General features: G+C 69.9%; 14 protein-coding genes and 1 riboswitch. Of the genes, 5 read left to right on the top strand and 9 right to left on the bottom strand.

All coding sequences use genetic code 11. The annotated features are described in order from the left end of the window. Positions 1–28: 28 nt before the first annotated feature. Positions 29–994, bottom strand: coding sequence for a helix-turn-helix domain-containing protein (locus ACIRQH_RS25595; protein ID WP_358815665.1), 966 nt, complete (start codon positions 992–994; stop codon positions 29–31). 94 nt (positions 995–1088) lie between these two features. Between ACIRQH_RS25595 and ACIRQH_RS25600 the strand changes: the two genes are divergently transcribed. Beyond that, positions 1089–1292 carry a hypothetical protein gene (locus ACIRQH_RS25600; protein ID WP_358815666.1) on the top strand — a complete coding sequence of 68 codons (204 nt, stop codon included), beginning with the start codon at positions 1089–1091 and terminating at the stop codon, positions 1290–1292. On the opposite strand, the gene ACIRQH_RS25605 is transcribed toward ACIRQH_RS25600, so the two are convergent. From ACIRQH_RS25605 to ACIRQH_RS25635, 7 genes are all read right to left on the bottom strand, one after another. After that, a complete protein-coding gene (locus tag ACIRQH_RS25605) occupies positions 1253–1783 on the bottom strand; it encodes a hypothetical protein (protein ID WP_404227060.1) in 531 nt (176 codons plus the stop codon). The genes ACIRQH_RS25600 and ACIRQH_RS25605 overlap by 40 nt on opposite strands. 111 nt (positions 1784–1894) lie before the next feature. Next, positions 1895–3985 (bottom strand): putative Ig domain-containing protein, encoded by a 2091-nt coding sequence (locus tag ACIRQH_RS25610; protein ID WP_358815668.1) that lies wholly within the window; start codon positions 3983–3985, stop codon positions 1895–1897. A 437-nt stretch (positions 3986–4422) separates the two neighbouring features. Beyond that, positions 4423–5457, bottom strand: coding sequence for a ribonucleotide-diphosphate reductase subunit beta (locus ACIRQH_RS25615; RefSeq protein WP_358815669.1), 1035 nt, complete (start codon positions 5455–5457; stop codon positions 4423–4425). Then, positions 5457–7838: a ribonucleoside-diphosphate reductase subunit alpha gene (locus tag ACIRQH_RS25620; RefSeq protein ID WP_404227061.1), complete on the bottom strand. Its 2382-nt coding sequence runs from the start codon at positions 7836–7838 to the stop codon at positions 5457–5459. Before ACIRQH_RS25620 ends, ACIRQH_RS25615 begins: the two co-directional genes overlap by 1 nt. A gap of 134 nt (positions 7839–7972) precedes the next feature. After that, a riboswitch (cobalamin riboswitch) is annotated at positions 7973–8120 on the bottom strand. A gap of 303 nt (positions 8121–8423) precedes the next feature. Next, on the bottom strand, positions 8424–10034 hold the full coding sequence (gene mctP, locus ACIRQH_RS25625; RefSeq protein ID WP_358815671.1) for a monocarboxylate uptake permease MctP: 1611 nt from the start codon (positions 10032–10034) through the stop codon (positions 8424–8426). Then, positions 10031–10291 carry a DUF3311 domain-containing protein gene (locus tag ACIRQH_RS25630; protein ID WP_358815672.1) on the bottom strand — a complete coding sequence of 87 codons (261 nt, stop codon included), beginning with the start codon at positions 10289–10291 and terminating at the stop codon, positions 10031–10033. The genes mctP and ACIRQH_RS25630 overlap by 4 nt, the downstream gene beginning before the upstream one ends. Before the next feature lie 206 nt (positions 10292–10497). Continuing rightward, positions 10498–11262: a GntR family transcriptional regulator gene (locus ACIRQH_RS25635; protein ID WP_358815673.1), complete on the bottom strand. Its 765-nt coding sequence runs from the start codon at positions 11260–11262 to the stop codon at positions 10498–10500. A gap of 496 nt (positions 11263–11758) precedes the next feature. On the opposite strand from ACIRQH_RS25635, the gene ACIRQH_RS25640 reads away from it, so the two are divergent. The 4 genes from ACIRQH_RS25640 (at position 11759) to ACIRQH_RS25655 (ending at position 16642) form a co-directional block, all read left to right on the top strand. Continuing rightward, positions 11759–13045, top strand: a complete 1287-nt coding sequence (locus ACIRQH_RS25640) for an extracellular solute-binding protein (protein WP_358815674.1) — start codon at positions 11759–11761, stop codon at positions 13043–13045. Between the two features lie 145 nt (positions 13046–13190). Continuing rightward, positions 13191–14180 carry a sugar ABC transporter permease gene (locus ACIRQH_RS25645; protein WP_358815675.1) on the top strand — a complete coding sequence of 330 codons (990 nt, stop codon included), beginning with the start codon at positions 13191–13193 and terminating at the stop codon, positions 14178–14180. Beyond that, entirely contained in the window at positions 14177–15052 is an 876-nt protein-coding gene (locus tag ACIRQH_RS25650) for a carbohydrate ABC transporter permease (RefSeq protein ID WP_358815676.1), read from the top strand. Before ACIRQH_RS25645 ends, ACIRQH_RS25650 begins: the two co-directional genes overlap by 4 nt. Positions 15053–15061: 9 nt before the next feature. Further along, positions 15062–16642, top strand: coding sequence for a glycoside hydrolase family 3 N-terminal domain-containing protein (locus tag ACIRQH_RS25655; RefSeq protein ID WP_358815677.1), 1581 nt, complete (start codon positions 15062–15064; stop codon positions 16640–16642). Positions 16643–16733: 91 nt separating this feature from the next. On the opposite strand, the gene nagB is transcribed toward ACIRQH_RS25655, so the two are convergent. Further along, positions 16734–17519 carry a glucosamine-6-phosphate deaminase gene (gene nagB, locus ACIRQH_RS25660; protein WP_404227062.1) on the bottom strand — a complete coding sequence of 262 codons (786 nt, stop codon included), beginning with the start codon at positions 17517–17519 and terminating at the stop codon, positions 16734–16736. Positions 17520–17848 lie beyond the last annotated feature (329 nt).

The following is a 17848-nucleotide window of genomic DNA, read 5'->3' on the forward strand; positions in this document are numbered from 1 at the left end:
CCCACCCGCACGTCCACCTGGCGCACGTTCAGGCCGCCTCCGGGCCCCTGAACGTGCGCCGGTACGTGTTCGGGGTCGTTCCCAGGCTCCGGACGAACTGATGGCGCAGGGCGGCGGCGGTGCCGAATCCCGTGCGGCTCGCGATCGCGTCCATCGTCTCGTCCGACGCCTCCAGCAACCGCTGGGCCAGCAGCACCCGTTGGCTCAGGATCCAGCGGTAGGGCGTGGTCCCGGTCTCCTGCTGGAAGCGGCGCGCGAAGGTGCGGGGCGCCATGTGGGCGCGGGCGGCGAGCTGTTCGACGGTCGTCTCCAGGTCGAGGTGCCGCTGCATCCATACCAGCACGTCACCGACCGTGTCGCACCGCGAGCGGGGCAGGGGCCGCTCGATGTACTGGGCCTGGCCGCCGTCCCGGTGCGGCGGGACCACCATGCGGCGGGCGATGCTGTTGGCCACCTCGGTGCCCTGCTCCTTGCGGACGATGTGCAGACAGGCGTCGATCCCGGCGGCGGTGCCGGCCGAGGTGATCACCGGGTCCGCGTCCACGTACAGCACGTCCGGTTCGACGACCGCCCGCGGATACTGCCGGGCCAGCTCGTCGGCGTGCTGCCAGTGCACCGCGCAGCGACGGCCGTCGAGCAGCCCGGCCGCGCCGAGGGCGAAGACGCCCGAACACACGCTGAGGACCCGGGACCCGCGGTCCACCGCCCGGCGCAGCGACGCGAGCAGTTCGGGCGGATAGCCGCGGACGGCGAAGGTGTTCCCGGCGGGGACGACGACGAGGTCGGCCTCTTCGAGCCGGTCCAGGCCGTACGGCGTGGAGACCGTGAACCCGGGGACATGGGTGCCGAGTGTCGGCCCCTCGGCGGAGACGACCGCGAACTCGTAGACGGGCAGGCCCTCGTCGCTGCGGTCGAGGCCGAACACCTCGCACACGACGCCGAGTTCGAAGGGATGCACGCCGTCGAGCAGGACGGCGGCCACGTTGTTCAGCATGGTCCCCAGTGTGCACCGGAAGTGGCAGCAATTCGAGGGTGTGCGGCAGTTCTGCCACTGACGGTAAGGAGTCACCGACGGGACACTGATGTCTATGAACGCACTGATGGACAACCTCGTCGGAATCCTCGTCGTCCTCGGGATCTTCGCGCTCGTGGCGCTCCCGTCCCTGATCGGGCTGGCCCGCGAGCGGCGCGTGGACCGTCAGCTCCGGGCGGCCGCCGGCGCCCGGAAGGACGCCGGTCGGCCACCGCGGCCTCACGCCTTCGTCACGACCACCGTGACCGTCCACTCCTGAAGTCCCTTGCAGGAGATCCGGCCCGGATCGCTCGGGCACATCGGCCGGGACGAGGTCAGCCGGACCGTCCCGGCCGAGACCGCCCGGTACGCGGCGGACGCGTCGCCGGCCTGGAGGACGATGCCGCTGTTGGCCGGCTCAAGGCCGCTGCCGTCGCTCTTCACGGGCTTCCACGGCCGGGGTGTGGTGCCGTCCAGGGTGACGCGGATCGTGTCCCCGGCCGCCAGGCAGTAGGTGTGGCCGGTGTCGGCCGCACCGAGTTCCCCCGTCGCCGCCACGCAGTCCTGACCGGACGAGGGCGAGGATGACGACGGGGTCGGGGTCGGCGGCACGGACGAGGACGCGGGCGAGGACGGGCTCGACGGAGCGGATGACGGCGACACGGTGCCGCTGCCGCCCGCCTCGCTCCCGCCCCGCGTTCCGCAGCCCGCCGCGACGAGCAGGGTCAGTGCGGTGAGGGCGATGGTCCTGGTGTGGGTCGTTCGACGCATGGGGTGGCCTCCTTGCGGGTTGGACGTGCCACCGGTGGATCAGGATCCATCGGGCTCGCGGGGCCCGCGACGAGGCCCCGGCCGCCGCGGCGACCGGGGCCCCGTCCATGCTCAGCCGGTCGTCAGGGCGGTGTCGTCCACGACGAAGCTGGTCTGCTGGGAGGAGTCCTCGGCGCCGCTGAACTTCAGCGTGACGCTGGAGCCGGCGAAGGAGGACAGGTCGAAGGTCTTCTGGGCGTAGCCGGTGGCCTTGTTCAGGTTGGAGTAGGTCGCCAGCGTGGTGGAGCCCGCGGTGACGGTGAGCTTGTCGTAGGCCGTGCTGGTGCTGGTCTCGGCCGTGTCGATGTGCAGATAGAAGGTGAGCGTGGCCTTGCAGCCGGCGGGGACGGTCACCGACTGGGACAGCGTGTCGGTGTGGGTGGAGCCGTAGCCGTTCAGCCAGGCCTTGTAGGACCCGCCGTGCGCCGCCTCACCGGTGTCGGTCGTGATGACGCCGCTCGACGCGGTCCACGAGGTGCTGCCCGACTCGAAGCCCGGGTTGCCGAGCAGTTGCGCCGAGGTGCAGGTGCCGCCGCCGGAGGTGCTCACGGTCCAGGTGAAGGAGGCCGAACCGGAGGCGCCCGTGCTGTCCTTCGCGGTGACGGTGACCGCGTAGGTGCCCGCGGTGCTCGCGGTGCCGGAGACCAGCCCGGTGGAGGCGTTGATCGACAGTCCGGTCGGCAGACCGGTCGCGCTGTACGTGAGGGCCGCGCCCGCGCTGTCGGTGGCCGCGATCTGCAGGCTCACCGAACTGCCCGTGGCCGTCGACCGGTTGCCCGGGCTGGTGACGGTGACCGTGTTGCCCGTGGTGGTGCCCGCGGTGAAGGCGGCCGTGCCGTTGGGAGTGCCCCAGCCGGTCGGTCCGTCGTAGCCGGTGCCCGCGGTGCAGAAGTACGACGGCGAGCAGGAGCCGTTGTTGCCGCTGGTCACGTCGTAGAGGCTCGACGTGTGGGAGTAGGGGTACTTCGCCGGGTAGTCGGCGGAGCCAGGGGTGCCGGCCAGCGCGTACACGCCGGCGATGATCGGGGCCGAGGCGCTGGTACCGCCGTAGACCGCCCAGCCGGAGCCGCCGTAGGTGTCGTAGACGGCCACGCCGGTCGCGGGGTCGGCGACCGCGGAGACGTCGGACTCCATGCGCCGCGAGCAGCCGGTGTCGGTCTGCCAGCTCGGCTTGGCGTCGTACGCGGAGCAGCCGGAGCCGGTGCCCTCGGTGCTGTTGGTCTTCCAGACCGACTCGCTCCAGCCGCGGGTGGCGGAGGAGGTGGTCAGCGCGGTCCCGCCGACGGCGGTCACGTACTGGGAGGTGGCCGGGTACTCGGCGCCGTAGGCCTCGTCGCCCGAGGAGACGGTGATCGCGACGCCCGGGTGCTTGAAGTACGAGGTGTCCTCGCCGGTCTGCGAGGAGGCCTCGTCGCCGCCCCAGCTGTTGGAGACGAACTTCGCGCCGAGTGCGACCGCTTCGTTCTCCGCCGTGCCGAGGTCGGTGTCGTTGGCCGAGTTCGCCTCGACCAGGACGATGTTGCAGTTCGGGCAGACGGCGCTGACCATGTCGATGTCGAGCGCCTCCTCGCCCGCCCACCCGGTGTCGTTCGTCGGCAGCGAGGTGGTCGAGCCCGTCTGACCGACCTGCTTGAAGCAGCCGTTGGCCTTCGTGCAGGCGGACAGGCCGAACTGCGTGCGGTACGTCGCCAGGTCGGCCGCGGCGTTGGGGTCGTTGTACGCGTCGACGACGGCGACGGTCAGGCCGGAGCCGCCGGTCGAGGGCAGGTTGTAGGCGCTGTGCAGGTTGGCCGGGCTCAGGCCCGAGACCGCGGCGGCCGCGTCCGGGGAGACGGCGGCGGCGAGCTTCTGGGCGATGTCGGTCCTGCGCTGCGCGAAGCAGGACATCGTGCCGGGCCGGGCCGCCTCGGCGCACAGGTGCTTCGTCGCGACCTTCTGGCCGGCCTTTCCGGTGGCGTGGACGGCCTGCCGGGCCGGGTCGGTGAGCGCCCGGGTGTTCTGGGTGGTGCGGGAGATCTGGGGGACCGGTGCGGGCTGCGCGTCCGCGGGCGGGGCCGCCGCGAACCCGGCGAGGCCGAGGGCGAGGGCGGGGAGTGCCGTGGTGAGGAGTCTTCGCAGGCTCCGGGCGGGTCTGCCGGAGCGTATCGGGGCTTGAGAACGCATGGGGGTGTCGCCTCCATCGGTTCGAGGCCGGTGCCGCGTGGGCCCGGGTGAGGCCCTGCGCGGTGCCACAGCCGGAAGTGGGGGTTCTCGGCGCTCTGAAGGGCGGGCTCATGACGCGCGTAGCGCGGTTCACGGAAGGGTGCTCCGAGGCGATCCGCGATACGTCATGCGCATGCCAATCCAGTCGTCCTGTCGTGCCGCTGCCGGGCGACACGGAGGGACGGCCAGAACGTAGCCGGGCCCGACGACCTGCGAACAGCCGTGCCCGCAGAACTTTGCCGCTCCATGGACGGGGATTGGAAAGGGGATTGGCGGCCCGGGGGCAGCCCGTGACGAAAGCCGGGCCGCACAGGCGGCCCGGCTCTCACCGGTCACGCGTGCGCGGCCCGGCTCTCATCGATGACGTCCGGTCAGGCGACCGGGTCGGTGACGAACGCTCAGAAGTCCTCGTCGAGGTCGACCGAACCCTCCACCGCGACCTGGTACGCCGACGGGCGGCGCTCGAAGAAGTTCGTCAGCTCCTGGACACCCTGGAGCTCCATGAAGGAGAACGGGTTCTCGGAGCCGTACACCGGCGCGAAGCCCAGCCGCTGCAGACGCTGGTCGGCGACGCACTCCAGGTACTGGCGCATCGAGTCGGTGTTCATGCCCGGCAGGCCCTCACCGCACAGGTCGCGCCCGAACTGCAGCTCGGCCTCGACGGCCTCGCGCAGCATGTCGGTCACCTGCTCCTGGAGCTTGTCGTCGAAGAGTTCAGGCTCCTCCTTGCGGACGGTGTCGACGACCTCGAAGGCGAAGCTCATGTGCATCGTCTCGTCGCGGAACACCCAGTTGGTGCCGGTCGCCAGGCCGTGCAGCAGACCCCGGCTGCGGAACCAGTAGACGTACGCGAAGGCACCGTAGAAGAAGAGGCCCTCGATGCACGCGGCGAAGCAGATCAGGTTCAGCAGGAAGCGACGGCGGTCGGCCTGTGTCTCCAGCCGGTCCATCTTCTCGACCGAGTCCATCCACTTGAAGCAGAACTGCGCCTTCTCGCGGATGGAGGGGATGTTCTCGACCGCGTCGAAGGCCGCCGCGCGGTCCTCCGGGTTGGGCAGGTACGTGTCGAGCAGCGTCAGATAGAACTGGACGTGCACGGCCTCCTCGAACAGCTGACGGCTCAGATAGAGCCGCGCCTCGGGGGAGTTGATGTGCTTGTACAGCGTCAGCACGAGGTTGTTCGACACGATCGAGTCGCCCGTCGCGAAGAAGGCGACCAGCCGGCCGATCATGTGCTGCTCACCCGGCGTCAGCTTCGCGAGGTCGGCGACGTCCGAGTGGAGGTCGACCTCCTCGACGGTCCAGGTGTTCTTGATCGCGTCCCGGTAGCGCTCGTAGAAGTCCGGGTAGCGCATGGGACGGAGAGTCAGCTCGAAGCCCGGGTCGAGCAGGTTCTTCTCGGACGCGGCCTTCTCGTGGTTCGTGTCGGTCATTACTGGCAGGCCTCGCAGGACTCGGGGTTTTCCAGGGAGCAGGCGACGGCGTCGGGGTCGGCGACCTGCTGGACGGGGATGGTCTTCTCGGGCTGCGCCTGGGCCTGGGCCGCGCGGGCGATGCGCGTCGCGGGACGGGACCGCAGGTAGTACGTGGTCTTCAGACCCGACTTCCAGGCGTAGGAGTACATCGAGGAGAGCTTGCCGATGGTCGGCGTCTCCAGGAACAGGTTCAGCGACTGCGCCTGGTCCAGGAACGGGGTCCGTGCGGCGGCCATGTCGATCAGGCCTCGCTGCGGGATCTCCCACGCCGTGCGGTACAGGTCGCGCACGTCCTGCGGCACCCAGGTGAAGCCCTGCACCGAGCCGCTGGACTCGCGCAGCGCCTCACGGGTCTGCGCGTCCCACACGCCGAGCTTCTTCAGCTCGGCCACCAGGTAGGAGTTGACCTGGAGGAACTCGCCGGAGAGCGTCTCGCGCTTGAACAGGTTCGACACCTGCGGCTCGATGCACTCGTAGACGCCCGCGATGGACGCGATGGTGGCGGTCGGCGCGATGGCGAGGAGCAGCGAGTTGCGCATGCCGACCTCGGCGATCCGCTGCCGCAGGGCCGCCCAGCGCTCCGGCCAGTTCAGCTCGACGTCGAAGTGGTCCGGGTGCAGGACACCGCGGGCGGTACGGGTCTTCTCCCAGGCGGGGAGCGGGCCGCTGCGCTCGGCGAGGTCGGTGGAGGCCTCGTAGGCGGCGAGCATGATGCGCTCGGCGATCCGGGTGGACAGGGCGCGCGCCTGCGGCGAGTCGAAGGGCATCCGCAGCTTGAAGAAGACGTCCTGCAGGCCCATCGCGCCCAGACCGACCGGGCGCCAGCGGGAGTTGGAGCGCCCCGCCTGCTCGGTCGGGTAGAAGTTGATGTCGACGACACGGTCGAGGAAGGTGACCGCGGTGCGGACGGTCTCGTCGAGCCGCTCCCAGTCGATGTCGTCACCGACGACGAACGCGCCGAGGTTGACCGAGCCCAGGTTGCAGACCGCGGTCTCCCCGTCGTCCGTGACCTCCAGGATCTCGGTGCAGAGGTTGGAGGAGTGGACGGTGTGGCCGGGCTCCGCCGTCTGGTTGGCGGTGCGGTTGGCGGCGTCCTTGAAGGTCATCCAGCCGTTGCCGGTCTGCGCGAGGGTGCGCATCATGCGGCCGTACAGGTCACGGGCCGCGATGGTCTTCTTCGCGAGGCCCGCCTCCTCGGCCTTGCGGTAGGCGGCGTCGAACGCGTCGCCCCACAGGTCGACCAGCTCGGGCACGTCCGAGGGGGAGAAGAGCGACCAGACGCCGTCCTCGTTCACCCGGCGCATGAACTCGTCCGGGATCCAGTGGGCGAGGTTCAGGTTGTGCGTACGCCGGGCGTCCTCACCGGTGTTGTCGCGCAGCTCCAGGAACTCCTCGATGTCGGAGTGCCAGGTCTCCAGGTACACCGCGGCCGCGCCCTTGCGCCGGCCGCCCTGGTTCACCGCGGCGACCGAGGCGTCGAGGGTCTTGAGGAACGGGACGATGCCGTTGGAGTGCCCGTTGGTGCCGCGGATCAGCGAACCGCGCGACCGGATGCGGGAGTACGACAGGCCGATGCCGCCGGCGTGCTTCGACAGCCGTGCCACCTGGTGGTAGCGGTCGTAGATGGAGTCCAGCTCGTCCAGCGGGGAGTCGAGGAGGTAGCAGGACGACATCTGGGGGTGCCGCGTACCGGAGTTGAAGAGCGTGGGGGAGGACGGGAGGTAGTCGAGCCGGCTCATGAGCCTGTAGAGCGCGGAGACTTCGTCGACGGCGTGGGCCGTGTCGCCCTCGGCGAGACCGGAGGCGACCCGCAGCATGAAGTGCTGGGGCGTCTCGACGACCTTGCGGGTGATGGGGTGGCGGAGCAGGTAACGGCTGTGCAGCGTCCGCAGGCCGAAGTAGCCGAAGCGGTCGTCGCCTTCCGTGTCGATCAGCGCGTCGAGCCGTGCGGTGTGCAGCCGGACGAACTCGGCGGTGCGGTCGGCGACCAGGCCCTCACGGTGGCCGACGGCGACGGACTCGGAGAAGGTCGTGACGCCCTGGGACGCGGCCTCCGCGGCGATGCTGATGGTGAGCAGACGCGCGGCGAGCCGGGAGTAGACCGGGTCCTCGGAGATGAGACCGGCGGCCGCCTCGGTGGCCAGTTCGCGCAGCTCGGCCTCGTCGGCGCGGGCGGACCGGCCACGCAGTGCCGCGGCGGCGACCCTGCCGGGGTCGGCGTCGGTGAGGTCGGCGGTGAGGTCGGTCAGGGTCCGCAGCAGCGCGGCTCCGGGACCGTCGGTCTCCACCGGGGCCTGGTGCGCGGTGATTGAAGCCGGATCTGCTGGCGCGATGGTCACGTGGGGCTCTCCCTCGCTCGGCACGGGGCCTGTCGGGGAGCACGGGGGCACACGGAAGCGCTTCTGGGCAGCCAGCGCACCGCGTCCACCGGCCCATTCCGCGAGGCCCGGACGTCGTCGGCACCCGGGCCGGGTGGCCGGGGCGCGCTGTCCGCAGGTCCTCGGACTGAGACCTGTGCGGGCACGTCCAATACACGAACACGCACAAGTACACCGTTGCGGGACAGTTCCGGATTCGCACCGGATTCCCCTGCGACGACAGCGAGCATGAGCATACATCTTGTGCCGGGCTCAGGGAGCACCACCACATGTTGTGTCGTGTCGGTGCCGGAGAGCGCTACGGAGCGTGCCGGAGGGTCAACTCGTAGGTGAGCGGCCGGATGTCGTCGGGCTCCGGATCACGCCGTCCGCGCCGCCGCCCACGCCGTCGTCCTCGACGGCCGTGCGCCCGGGGGGCGTCGGCCGGCTTCCCGAGCCCACGCGGGCGGTTGCGCCGGACGGACACGGCGACGGGCCGCCGGATGTCCTCTCCGGCGGCCCGTGCCAGTGCGTCGCTTGCCCGCCCCGTTCCCGGGGTGGCGTGTCCTAGTGGCTCGCGCCCGCCGTGGCCGGCGGAAGCTTCGTCGTCACGCCGGGCTCGCCCGCGTCGACCGTGTAGTCCTCGGGAGACGTCTCGTCGATGCCGTCCGGCGCCTTGAGCGCCCGCAGGACGAAGGTGAGGACGACGGAGACGACCACGTTCATGACGAACGCCGTGAGGCCGATGTAGCCGATCTCCCCGATGCCGGGGATCTCCTTCGAACTGCCGCCGAAGTGCTTCTGCGTCGGCGAGGCCACCCCGTACGCGGCGAGCGTCCCGTAGACCATGCCGACCGCCCAGCCGCCCAGCAGCGCCCAGCGGTGGAACCAGCGTGTGAACAGGCCGCCGACCAGCGCGGGGAAGGTCTGCAGGATCCAGATGCCGCCCAGCAGCTGGAAGTTGATCGCGACGGTCTTGTCCATCGTCAGGACGAAGACCAGCGCGCCCACCTTCACCAGCAGCGAGACGATCTTGGAGACCCGGGTCTCCTCCTTCGGTGTCGCGTCCGGCTTGATGAAGTCCTTGTAGATGTTGCGGGTGAAGAGGTTCGCCGCTGCGATCGACATGATGGCCGCCGGGACGAGCGCCCCGATGCCGATGGCGGCGAAGGCCACGCCCGCGAACCAGTCGGGGAACATGGTCTCGAAGAGCTGGGGGATGGCGAGCTGGCCGTTCTGCACCTTCACGCCGGCCGCGATGGCCATGAACCCGAGCAGGGCGAGCAGGCCCAGCATCAGCGAGTAGAGGGGGAGGATGGTCGTGTTGCGGCGGATCACCTCGCGGCTGCGGCTGGACAGCGTCGCGGTGATGGAGTGCGGATACATGAACAGCGCCAGAGCAGAGCCCAACGCGAGCGTGGCGTAGGTCCACTGGCCCGCCGCGGGCGGAACGACCCCGCCGGCCCCGGCCGCCGTGTACTTCTCGCCCGCCGCCTTGAAGATCTCGTCGAAGCCGCCGAGCTTGATCGGGATGTAGATGATGGCCACCGCGATCACGATGTAGATCAGGGTGTCCTTCACGAACGCGATCAGCGCGGGGGCCCGCAGACCCGAGGAGTAGGTGTACGCGGCCAGCACGCCGAAGGCGATGAGAAGCGGCAGGTCCTTGACGAACCAGTTGGTGTTCTCGCCGCCGCCCACGCCCATCACGTCGAGGACGGCCTGGATGCCGACCAGTTGGAGCGCGATGTACGGCATGGTCGCGAGGATGCCGGTGACGGCCACGGCCAGCGACAGGCTCTTGGAGCCGAACCGGCCGCGCACGAAGTCCGAGGTGGTCACGTAGCCGTGCTTGTGGGAGACCGACCACAGGCGGGGCAGGAACGTGAAGATCAGCGGGTACACGAGGATCGTGTAGGGCACGGCGAAGAAACCGGCCGCGCCCGCCGCGTAGATCGCCGCGGGGACGGCGACGAAGGTGTACGCCGTGTAGAGGTCGCCGCCGAGCAGGAACCAGGTGACCCAGGTGCCGAACGACCGTCCGCCCAGGCCCCATTCGTCGAGGCTGTGTTCGTTGTCGGCCTTGCGCCAGCGCGCGGCCAGGAAGCCCATGGCCGTGACGGCCAGGAAGAAGAAGATGAAGACGCCGAGGGCGACGCCGTTCACACCGTCGTTCATGCTCCGGTACCTCCCTTGGCCGCGCGGGCCCGCTGGTCACGCCGCCAGAGCTGGTGCGCGGTCACCGTCAGCACCGTCGAGAGGAGCACCCACAGCATCTGGTACCAGTAGAAGAACGGGATGCCGATGAAGGTCGGGTCGGTCTTGGCGTACGAACCGACCCACAGCATCGCCACGAAGGGTGCGGCCAGGCAGAGCGCGATCACCACGCGGACCGGTGTCACCACCGGTGGTTTCACTTCGGGCAAATCTGACATACGGCGGCTCCGTCCCCTCGCGATCACCTGTGTAACGCGCAGGCAATCTAGGCGACGGTTCAGCTTTAGGGAACCCCTGCTCGGAGCGCCGGTGTGGAGGCTTGGTGTGCGTGCCGGGCGACGCCTCGGGAGCGGCGGGACCGCGGGGAGCGGTCGCGCTCCCCACGGTCCGGGCGGGCGGGCGGTCGCGCGCCGCCCCGACTGGCTCAGTCCGTCGGGCGCTTGAGGCGGGCGACGAACTTGTACCGGTCGCCGCGGTACACCGACCGCACCCATTCCACCGGCTCGCCCAGCTTGTCGAGCGAGTGGCGGGAGAGCATCAGCATCGGCAGCCCGACGTCGGTGCCGAGCAGTCCGGCCTCGCGCGGGGTGGCCAGCGAGGTCTCGATGGTCTCCTCGGCCTCGGCGAGATGGACGTCGTAGACCTCGGCGAGCGCGGTGTAGAGAGAGGTGTACTTGACCAGCGAGCGGCGCAGGGCGGGAAAGCGCTTGGCGGAGAGATGGGTCGTCTCGATCGCCATCGGCTCGCCGCTCGCCAGGCGCAGCCGCTCGATGCGCAGCACCCGGCCGCCGGCCGTGATGTCGAGCAGACCGGCGAGTGTCTCGTCCGCGGTGATGTAGCCGATGTCCAGAAGCTGCGAGGTGGGTTCGAGCCCCTGGGCGCGCATGTCCTCGGTGTACGAGGTGAGTTGGAGCGCCTGGGAGACCTTGGGCTTGGCGACGAACGTGCCCTTGCCCTGGATGCGTTCGAGGCGGCCCTCGACGACCAGTTCCTGAAGCGCCTGCCGCACGGTGGTGCGCGAGGTGTCGAACTCCGCGGCGAGCGTGCGCTCGGGCGGTACCGGTGTCCCGGGCGGAAGGGTCTCCGTCATGTCGAGCAGGTGCTTCTTGAGCCGGTAGTACTTGGGCACGCGCGCGGTACGGATGGGCGCCCCACCCTCGTTCTCCGCACTGCTGACGTCGGTGCTCATGCTCCGCCTTCCCGGCTCCGGATGCCGAAGCGACCGACGTTCCGTCGGTCACGGCTCACATCGTGGCACGGCTTGTCGTGCGAGTGTCCCCCGCACGCTCCGTGATCCCCTCTATATACCGTCGGCGTTCCTGTTGGTCTAGTCCATCGCGTGGACGTGATCGTGCGCTTGACGTTACGGAGGGGGCCCGCGGTGCGGTTCCCGGGGGACGTACGGGCGGGTCACCCGGGGTGTGCCGGCGGTTCGGCCGCCGTCTCCCGGGGGTTCCCGAACACCCCCGCCATTTATGCCGCTTACCTACTTAAAGGTCCTTGCATATGTAGGTCCCATAACGGCCGACTGGACGGGCTTACACACCCTTGACACCCCTCTAGGTCTAGGCCAAGCTCCCCGTACTGGTCTACACCATTGGTCCAGTCCCGGCCCCACGGGCGGTCACACGGCGTATGTCACCGCGGGGAGCAGGGGGGTTTGTGGCATCCCTGAGGAGGGTGGCGTGAAGCGCAAGCTGATAGCCGCGATCGGTATCGCGGGCATGATGTTCTCCATCGCGGCGTGCGGGGACAGTGACGACAAGTCCGGGGGGTCGGACAAGGCCGGGGACACCAAGGCCCTGACGGTCTGGCTCACGGTCGACGCGCAGAACAACTGGCCCGAGCTGGTCAAGGCGGCCGACGCGGCGGTCAAGGCGAAGCACCCCGGCATCAAGATCAACCACGAGTACTACGGCTGGCCGGACAAGAACACCAAGCTCGACGCCGTCCTCGCCACCGACAAGGCGCCCGACGTGGTCGAGATGGGCAACACCGAGATGCTCGGCTACATGGTCAAGGGCGCCTTCGCTCCCCTGGACACGTCGAAGTTCGAGAACTCGGACGCCTGGCTGGACGGCCTCAAGGCCTCCGTCACCTACGACGGCAAGACCTACGGCGTGCCGTACTACGCGGGTGGCCGCGTCGGCAACTGGCGCAAGGACGTCGCGGCTTCGGTCGGCGTGAAGACCCCGCCGAAGACGTACGCGGAACTCACCTCCGCCCTGGACAAGATCCAGAAGAAGGAGGGCAGCAAGTTCAGCGCCTGGTACCAGCCCACCCGTGACTGGTACGCGGCCATGTCCTTCGTCTACGACGCCGGCGGCTCCATCGCGAAGGAGGAGGGCGGCCAGTGGAAGGCCAACCTCTCCTCGCCCGAGTCGGTCAAGGGCCTCACCGAGTTCAAGAACGTCGTCGACAAGTACATGCACGGCGACAAGACCAAGGACGAGTCCGACCGTTACATCGTCTACGGCCAGGGCAAGTCCAGCATGATCTTCGGTGCCGCCTGGGAGGGCGCGACCGCCGAGGACCCGAAGAGCGACAAGACCGGCAAGCTCAAGGGCAACCTCGAGAACTTCGTGATGCCCGGTCCGTCCGGCAAGAACCTCCCGGTCTTCCTGGGCGGCTCCGACCTCGCCGTCCCGGTGAAGTCGAAGGCGCAGGCCGTGGCCTCCGAGTGGATCAACGCGTTCACCGGCGCCAAGGGCCAGAAGGGCCTGATGGCCAAGGGCAACCTGCCGAACAACAAGACCGACCTCGCCACCCTGAAGAACGACCCGGCGACGGTCGTCCCGGCCACCGCGGCCGAGTCCAACTGGTTCGTCCCGATGGCGCCGGGCTGGGGCCAGGTCGAGAAGGCCCAGGTCCTGCAGACCATGCTGCAGAGCATCGGTACCGGCAAGAAGTCGGTCGAGGACGCCGCGAAGGAAGCGGACGCCAAGATCGACAAGGTCATCAACACCAAGTGACCTGAGAGCAGGGCCCCGTCGGTCCTCCTTCACGGAGGGGCGGGGCCCTGCCTGCCGTACGGCCCGGCCCGGGGTCACGCACCTCGGGCCCGGCCGTGCGGGCCTTCGCCTTCGTACGACCTGAGGGACCGCTGAGGAGCGCGCGATGAGTGCCGCAGACACGACCACCCCCGCCAAGCTGCCGCCACCGCGGCAGGCGCCGCCGCCACCGGCCGCCCCCACGGCACCGCGCAAGCGGCGCACCTCGGGCGGACCGGCGACACCCTGGGCGCTGCTCGCCCCCTGCCTGCTGATCCTCGCGCTGGTCCTCGGCTACCCGCTGGTCCGCCTGGTCACCCTCTCGTTCCAGAAGTTCGGACAGTCCCAGCTCTGGGGCTTCCAGCCGGCCGAGTCCGTCGGCTTCGACAACTTCAACAACGTGCTCGGCGACAGCGAGTTCTGGGCGGTCGTCGTCCGGACGATCATCTTCGCGGGCGGCTCCGTCATCTTCACGATGGTCGCCGGCATGCTGATCGCCCTGCTCCTCCAGCGGGTCTCCGGCTGGGTGAAGACGCTCATCAACATCGTGCTGGTGGCCAGTTGGGGCATGCCCATCATCGTCGCCACCACGGTCTTCAAGTGGCTCTTCGACTCCGACTACGGCGTCTTCAACGCGCTGCTCAGCAAACTCCCCGGCGTCGACATGATCGGTCACAACTGGTTCGCCAGCGGACCGCAGGGCCTGGCCGTGATCATGCTCCTGGTCGTCTGGGGCGCCGTACCGTTCGTCGTCATCACGCTCAGCGCCGGACTCACCCAGGTGCCCGCGGAGCTGGAGGAGGCCGCACGGCTCGACGGAGCGGGCGCCTGGGGCGTCTTCCGCTATGTCACGCTGCCGATCCTCAAGCCGATCATCGTGATGCTCACGACCCTCTCCGTCATCTGGGACATGGGCGTCTTCCCGCAGGTCTTCGTGATGCGCGGCGGCCACCCCGAGGAAGAGTTCCAACTCCTCACCACCTACTCGTACGACCGCGCCTTCGTCGTCAACGACTACGCCCAGGGATCGGCGATCGCCCTGCTGACCGTGCTGCTCCTGCTGGGCGTGGTCGCCGTGTACATGCGTCAGATGCTGAAGATCGGAGAGGTCGAATGAGCGCCGTCGCCACGCCCGGGCGTCCGTCCGCCGCGGGGCGGAAGTCCTCGGGCCCTCGCAAGTCCAAGCTCGGCTGGAACCTGCTCGGCCTCCTCGTCTTCCTCACCGCGGGCTTCCCGGTCTACTGGATGTTCAACACGGCCTTCAAGCCGGCCAAGGACGCCATCGACTCCGATCCGAGCCTGTTCCCCACGGGCCTCACGCTCGACAACTTCCGCCGCGCGCTGGACATCGCCGACTTCTGGGGCCCGGTCGGCCGCAGCCTCGTCGTGTCCGTCTCGGTGGTCGTGGTCGGCATCATCGTGGGCATGCTGGCCGCACTGGCCATCTCCCGCTTCGCCTTCCGCGGCCGCAAGGTCGTGATCGTCGGCATCCTCGCGGTCCAGATGGTCCCGCTGGTCGCCATGATCATCCCGGTCTTCCTGCTGCTGAACGACCTCGACCAGTACGACAAGCTGTCGGGCCTGATCATCACCTACCTGACGTTCATCCTGCCCTTCACGGTGTGGACGCTGCGCGGCTTCATCGTCAACATCCCGAAGGAGCTGGAGGAGGCCGCGATGGTCGACGGGTGCAGCCGCACCGGCGCCTTCATGCGCGTGGTCTTCCCGCTGCTGGCCCCGGGCATGGTGGCCACGTCCGTCTACGCGTTCATCCAGGCCTGGAACGAATACCTCTACGCCCTGATGCTGATGAGCCAGAAGAACCAGACCGCCACCGTCTGGCTGGGTAACTTCACCACCAAGCACGGCACCGAGTACGCCCCGATGATGGCCGGATCCACCATGATGGCCGTGCCGATCGTCGTCCTGTTCCTCCTCGTCCAGCGCAAGATGGCCGCGGGTCTGACCGCTGGCGCCGTGAAGGGATAACGCCACCCGATGACGACATTCGCCAGTGGTACCGACACCCTGACGCGCGACGCCCTCACCGTCCTCCAGCCCGGTTTCCCCGGAACCACGGCTCCGGACTGGCTGCTCCGCCGCCTCGGTGAAGGTCTCGCCTCCGTCGGCCTGTTCGGCCGCAACATCGCCACTCCCGATCAACTGGCCGCTCTGACCGCCCAGTTGCGCGCTGAGCGCGACGACGTCCTCGTCGCCATCGACGAAGAGGGCGGCGACGTCACCCGCCTGGAGGTGCGCACCGGTTCGTCGTTCCCCGGCAACCACGCGCTGGGCGCCGTCGACGACGTGGCGCTCACCGAGGCCGTCGCGCTCGAACTCGGCCGCAGGCTGGCCGCGTGCGGGGTGAACCTCAACTGGGCGCCCTCCGCCGACGTGAACTCCAACCCCTCCAACCCGGTCATCGGCGTACGGTCCTTCGGCGCCGACACCGACCTGGTGGCCCGGCACACGGCGGCCTACGTCACCGGCCTGCAGGCCGCCGGCGTCGCCGCCTGCACCAAGCACTTCCCGGGCCACGGCGACACCGCGGTCGACTCCCACCACGCACTGCCCCGCATCGACGCGGACCTCGCGGTCCTCCAGTCGCGCGAACTCGCCCCGTTCCGGGCCGCGATCGCCGCGGGCAGCCGCGCCGTGATGAGCGCCCACATCCTGGTCCCGGCCCTGGACCCGGACCGCCCGGCCACCCTCTCCCGCCGCATCCTCACCGGCCTGCTGCGCGAGGAGCTCGGCTACCAGGGCCTCATCGTCACCGACGGCATGGAGATGCAGGCCATCGCCGCGACGTACGGCATCGAGCGGGGCAGCGTGCTGGCCATCGCGGCCGGCGCCGACGCCATCTGCGTCGGCGGCGGGCTCGCCGACGACGACACCGTGCGCCGGCTCCGGGACGCCCTGGTCTCCGCGGTCCGCGCCGGCGAACTCGCCGAGGAACGGCTGGCGGACGCGGCGAACCGGGTACGGGCGCTCGCCGAGTGGACGGCCGCGGCCGCCGCGGTCTCCCGGTCCCACGCGAATGGCTCAAACGGTTCGAACGCGTCGAACGGCTCGGGCACCCCGACCGTCACGGTCGGTACGAGCTCCGCGGGTGACCCGGCGGGCTCCGACAGCGCCGTGGACGTCGGTCTGGTCGCCGCCCGCCGCGCGCTCACCGTGACCCGTTCCGGGGCGTTCACGCCGCTCACCGAGGCGCCCTACGTCGCCGCCCTCACCCCGGTCGCGAACATCGCGGTCGGTGACGAGACGCCCTGGGGCGTGGCCGCCGAACTGGCCCGGCTGCTCCCCGGCACCGAGACCGGCAGCTTCACCGGCGAGGACGCGGGCTCCTCGGTCCTCGCCGCGGCCGGGAACCGCCCGGTCGTCGCCGTGGTCCGGGACGAGCACCGGCACCCCTGGATGGCGGCCGCCCTCGACACGCTCCTCGCCGCCCGCCCGGACAGCGTTGTCGTCGAGATGGGCGTTCCCCAGTCGGCGCCGCGCGGCGCCCTGCACATCGCCACCCACGGCGCCGCACGGGTCTGCGGCCAGGCGGCGGCCGAGGTCATCGCGGGGGAGTAGCCGCGCGGGCCCCTGGCCCGGACGTGCCGGTGCCCGGCCTCCCCTGGGGAGGCCGGGCACCGGCACGTGTACGTCCACCGACCACCGGGCTCTAGATGCCCTGCCAGTCCGGCTTCGCGGCGAAGGTGGCGCGGAAGTAGTCCGCGAGCTTCAGCTTGGACGCGGCGGCCTCGTCGACCACGACCGTCGCGTGCGGGTGCAGCTGCAGCGCGGAGGCCGGGCAGATCGCCGCGACCGGCCCCTCGACCGTCGCCGCCACCGCGTCCGCCTTGCCCTCACCGGTGGCGAGCAGCACGAGGTGGCGCGCCTCCAGGATCGTGCCGATGCCCTGGGTGATCACGTGGTGCGGGACCTGCTCGATGTCGCCCTCGAAGAACCGCGCGTTGTCCACCCGGGTCTGCTCGGTCAGCGTCTTGATGCGGGTGCGCGAGGCGAGCGAGGAACACGGTTCGTTGAACCCGATGTGCCCGTCCGTGCCGATGCCCAGGATCTGCAGGTCGACCCCGCCGGCGGCGGCGAGCGCCGCGTCGTAGGCCTCGCAGGCCGCCTGGACGTCCGCCGCGGTGCCGTCCGGACCCAAGAACGCGTCCATGCCGAGGCCCAGCGGTTCGAGCACCTCACGGCGCAGCACGGAACGGTAGGACTCGGGGTGCTCGGCCGGCAGCCCCACGTACTCGTCGAGCTGCGCGACGCGTGCGCCCGAGGCGTCCACGGCACCGGAACGCACGGTTGCCGCCAGCGCCTCGTAGATGGGCAGCGGCGTCGAGCCGGTGGCCACGCCGAGCAGGGCGTCGGGCTTGCGCCTGAGCAGCTCCGCCATGGCCTCGGCGATCAGCTCGCCGCCCGCCTTGGCGTCCGGGACGATGACAACTTCCACGCTGGGCCTGCCGATCTGGAGAGGGGACTCAACTGGAACCCGAAGGGGGACACGTGTGGTATAGACCAATCTAGCAGAGCGCCACCCGCCCGTCGCCCTCCATGCTCGCCGCGGACAGTGCGCCGGCAACCCGGCGCCGCCGCCCCGTACGGCCGCCGCATCCGCCGATCCCGCCCGTTCACGAACCGAAGCGGGCTAGTCTGATGGATGCTCGCGGGTGTTTGAGAATCGGACGACAACAAACATCCACGGACGCATGGACAGCGAACACATGGACGCAGGACCATGGTCTAGTCCACAATGCTTTGAGAAACTGAACAAGCCTCCGC

It is taken from the genome of Streptomyces sp. NPDC102279 (genome assembly GCF_044766365.1).
In the GTDB taxonomy this organism is placed as follows: Bacteria; Actinomycetota; Actinomycetes; order Streptomycetales; family Streptomycetaceae; genus Streptomyces.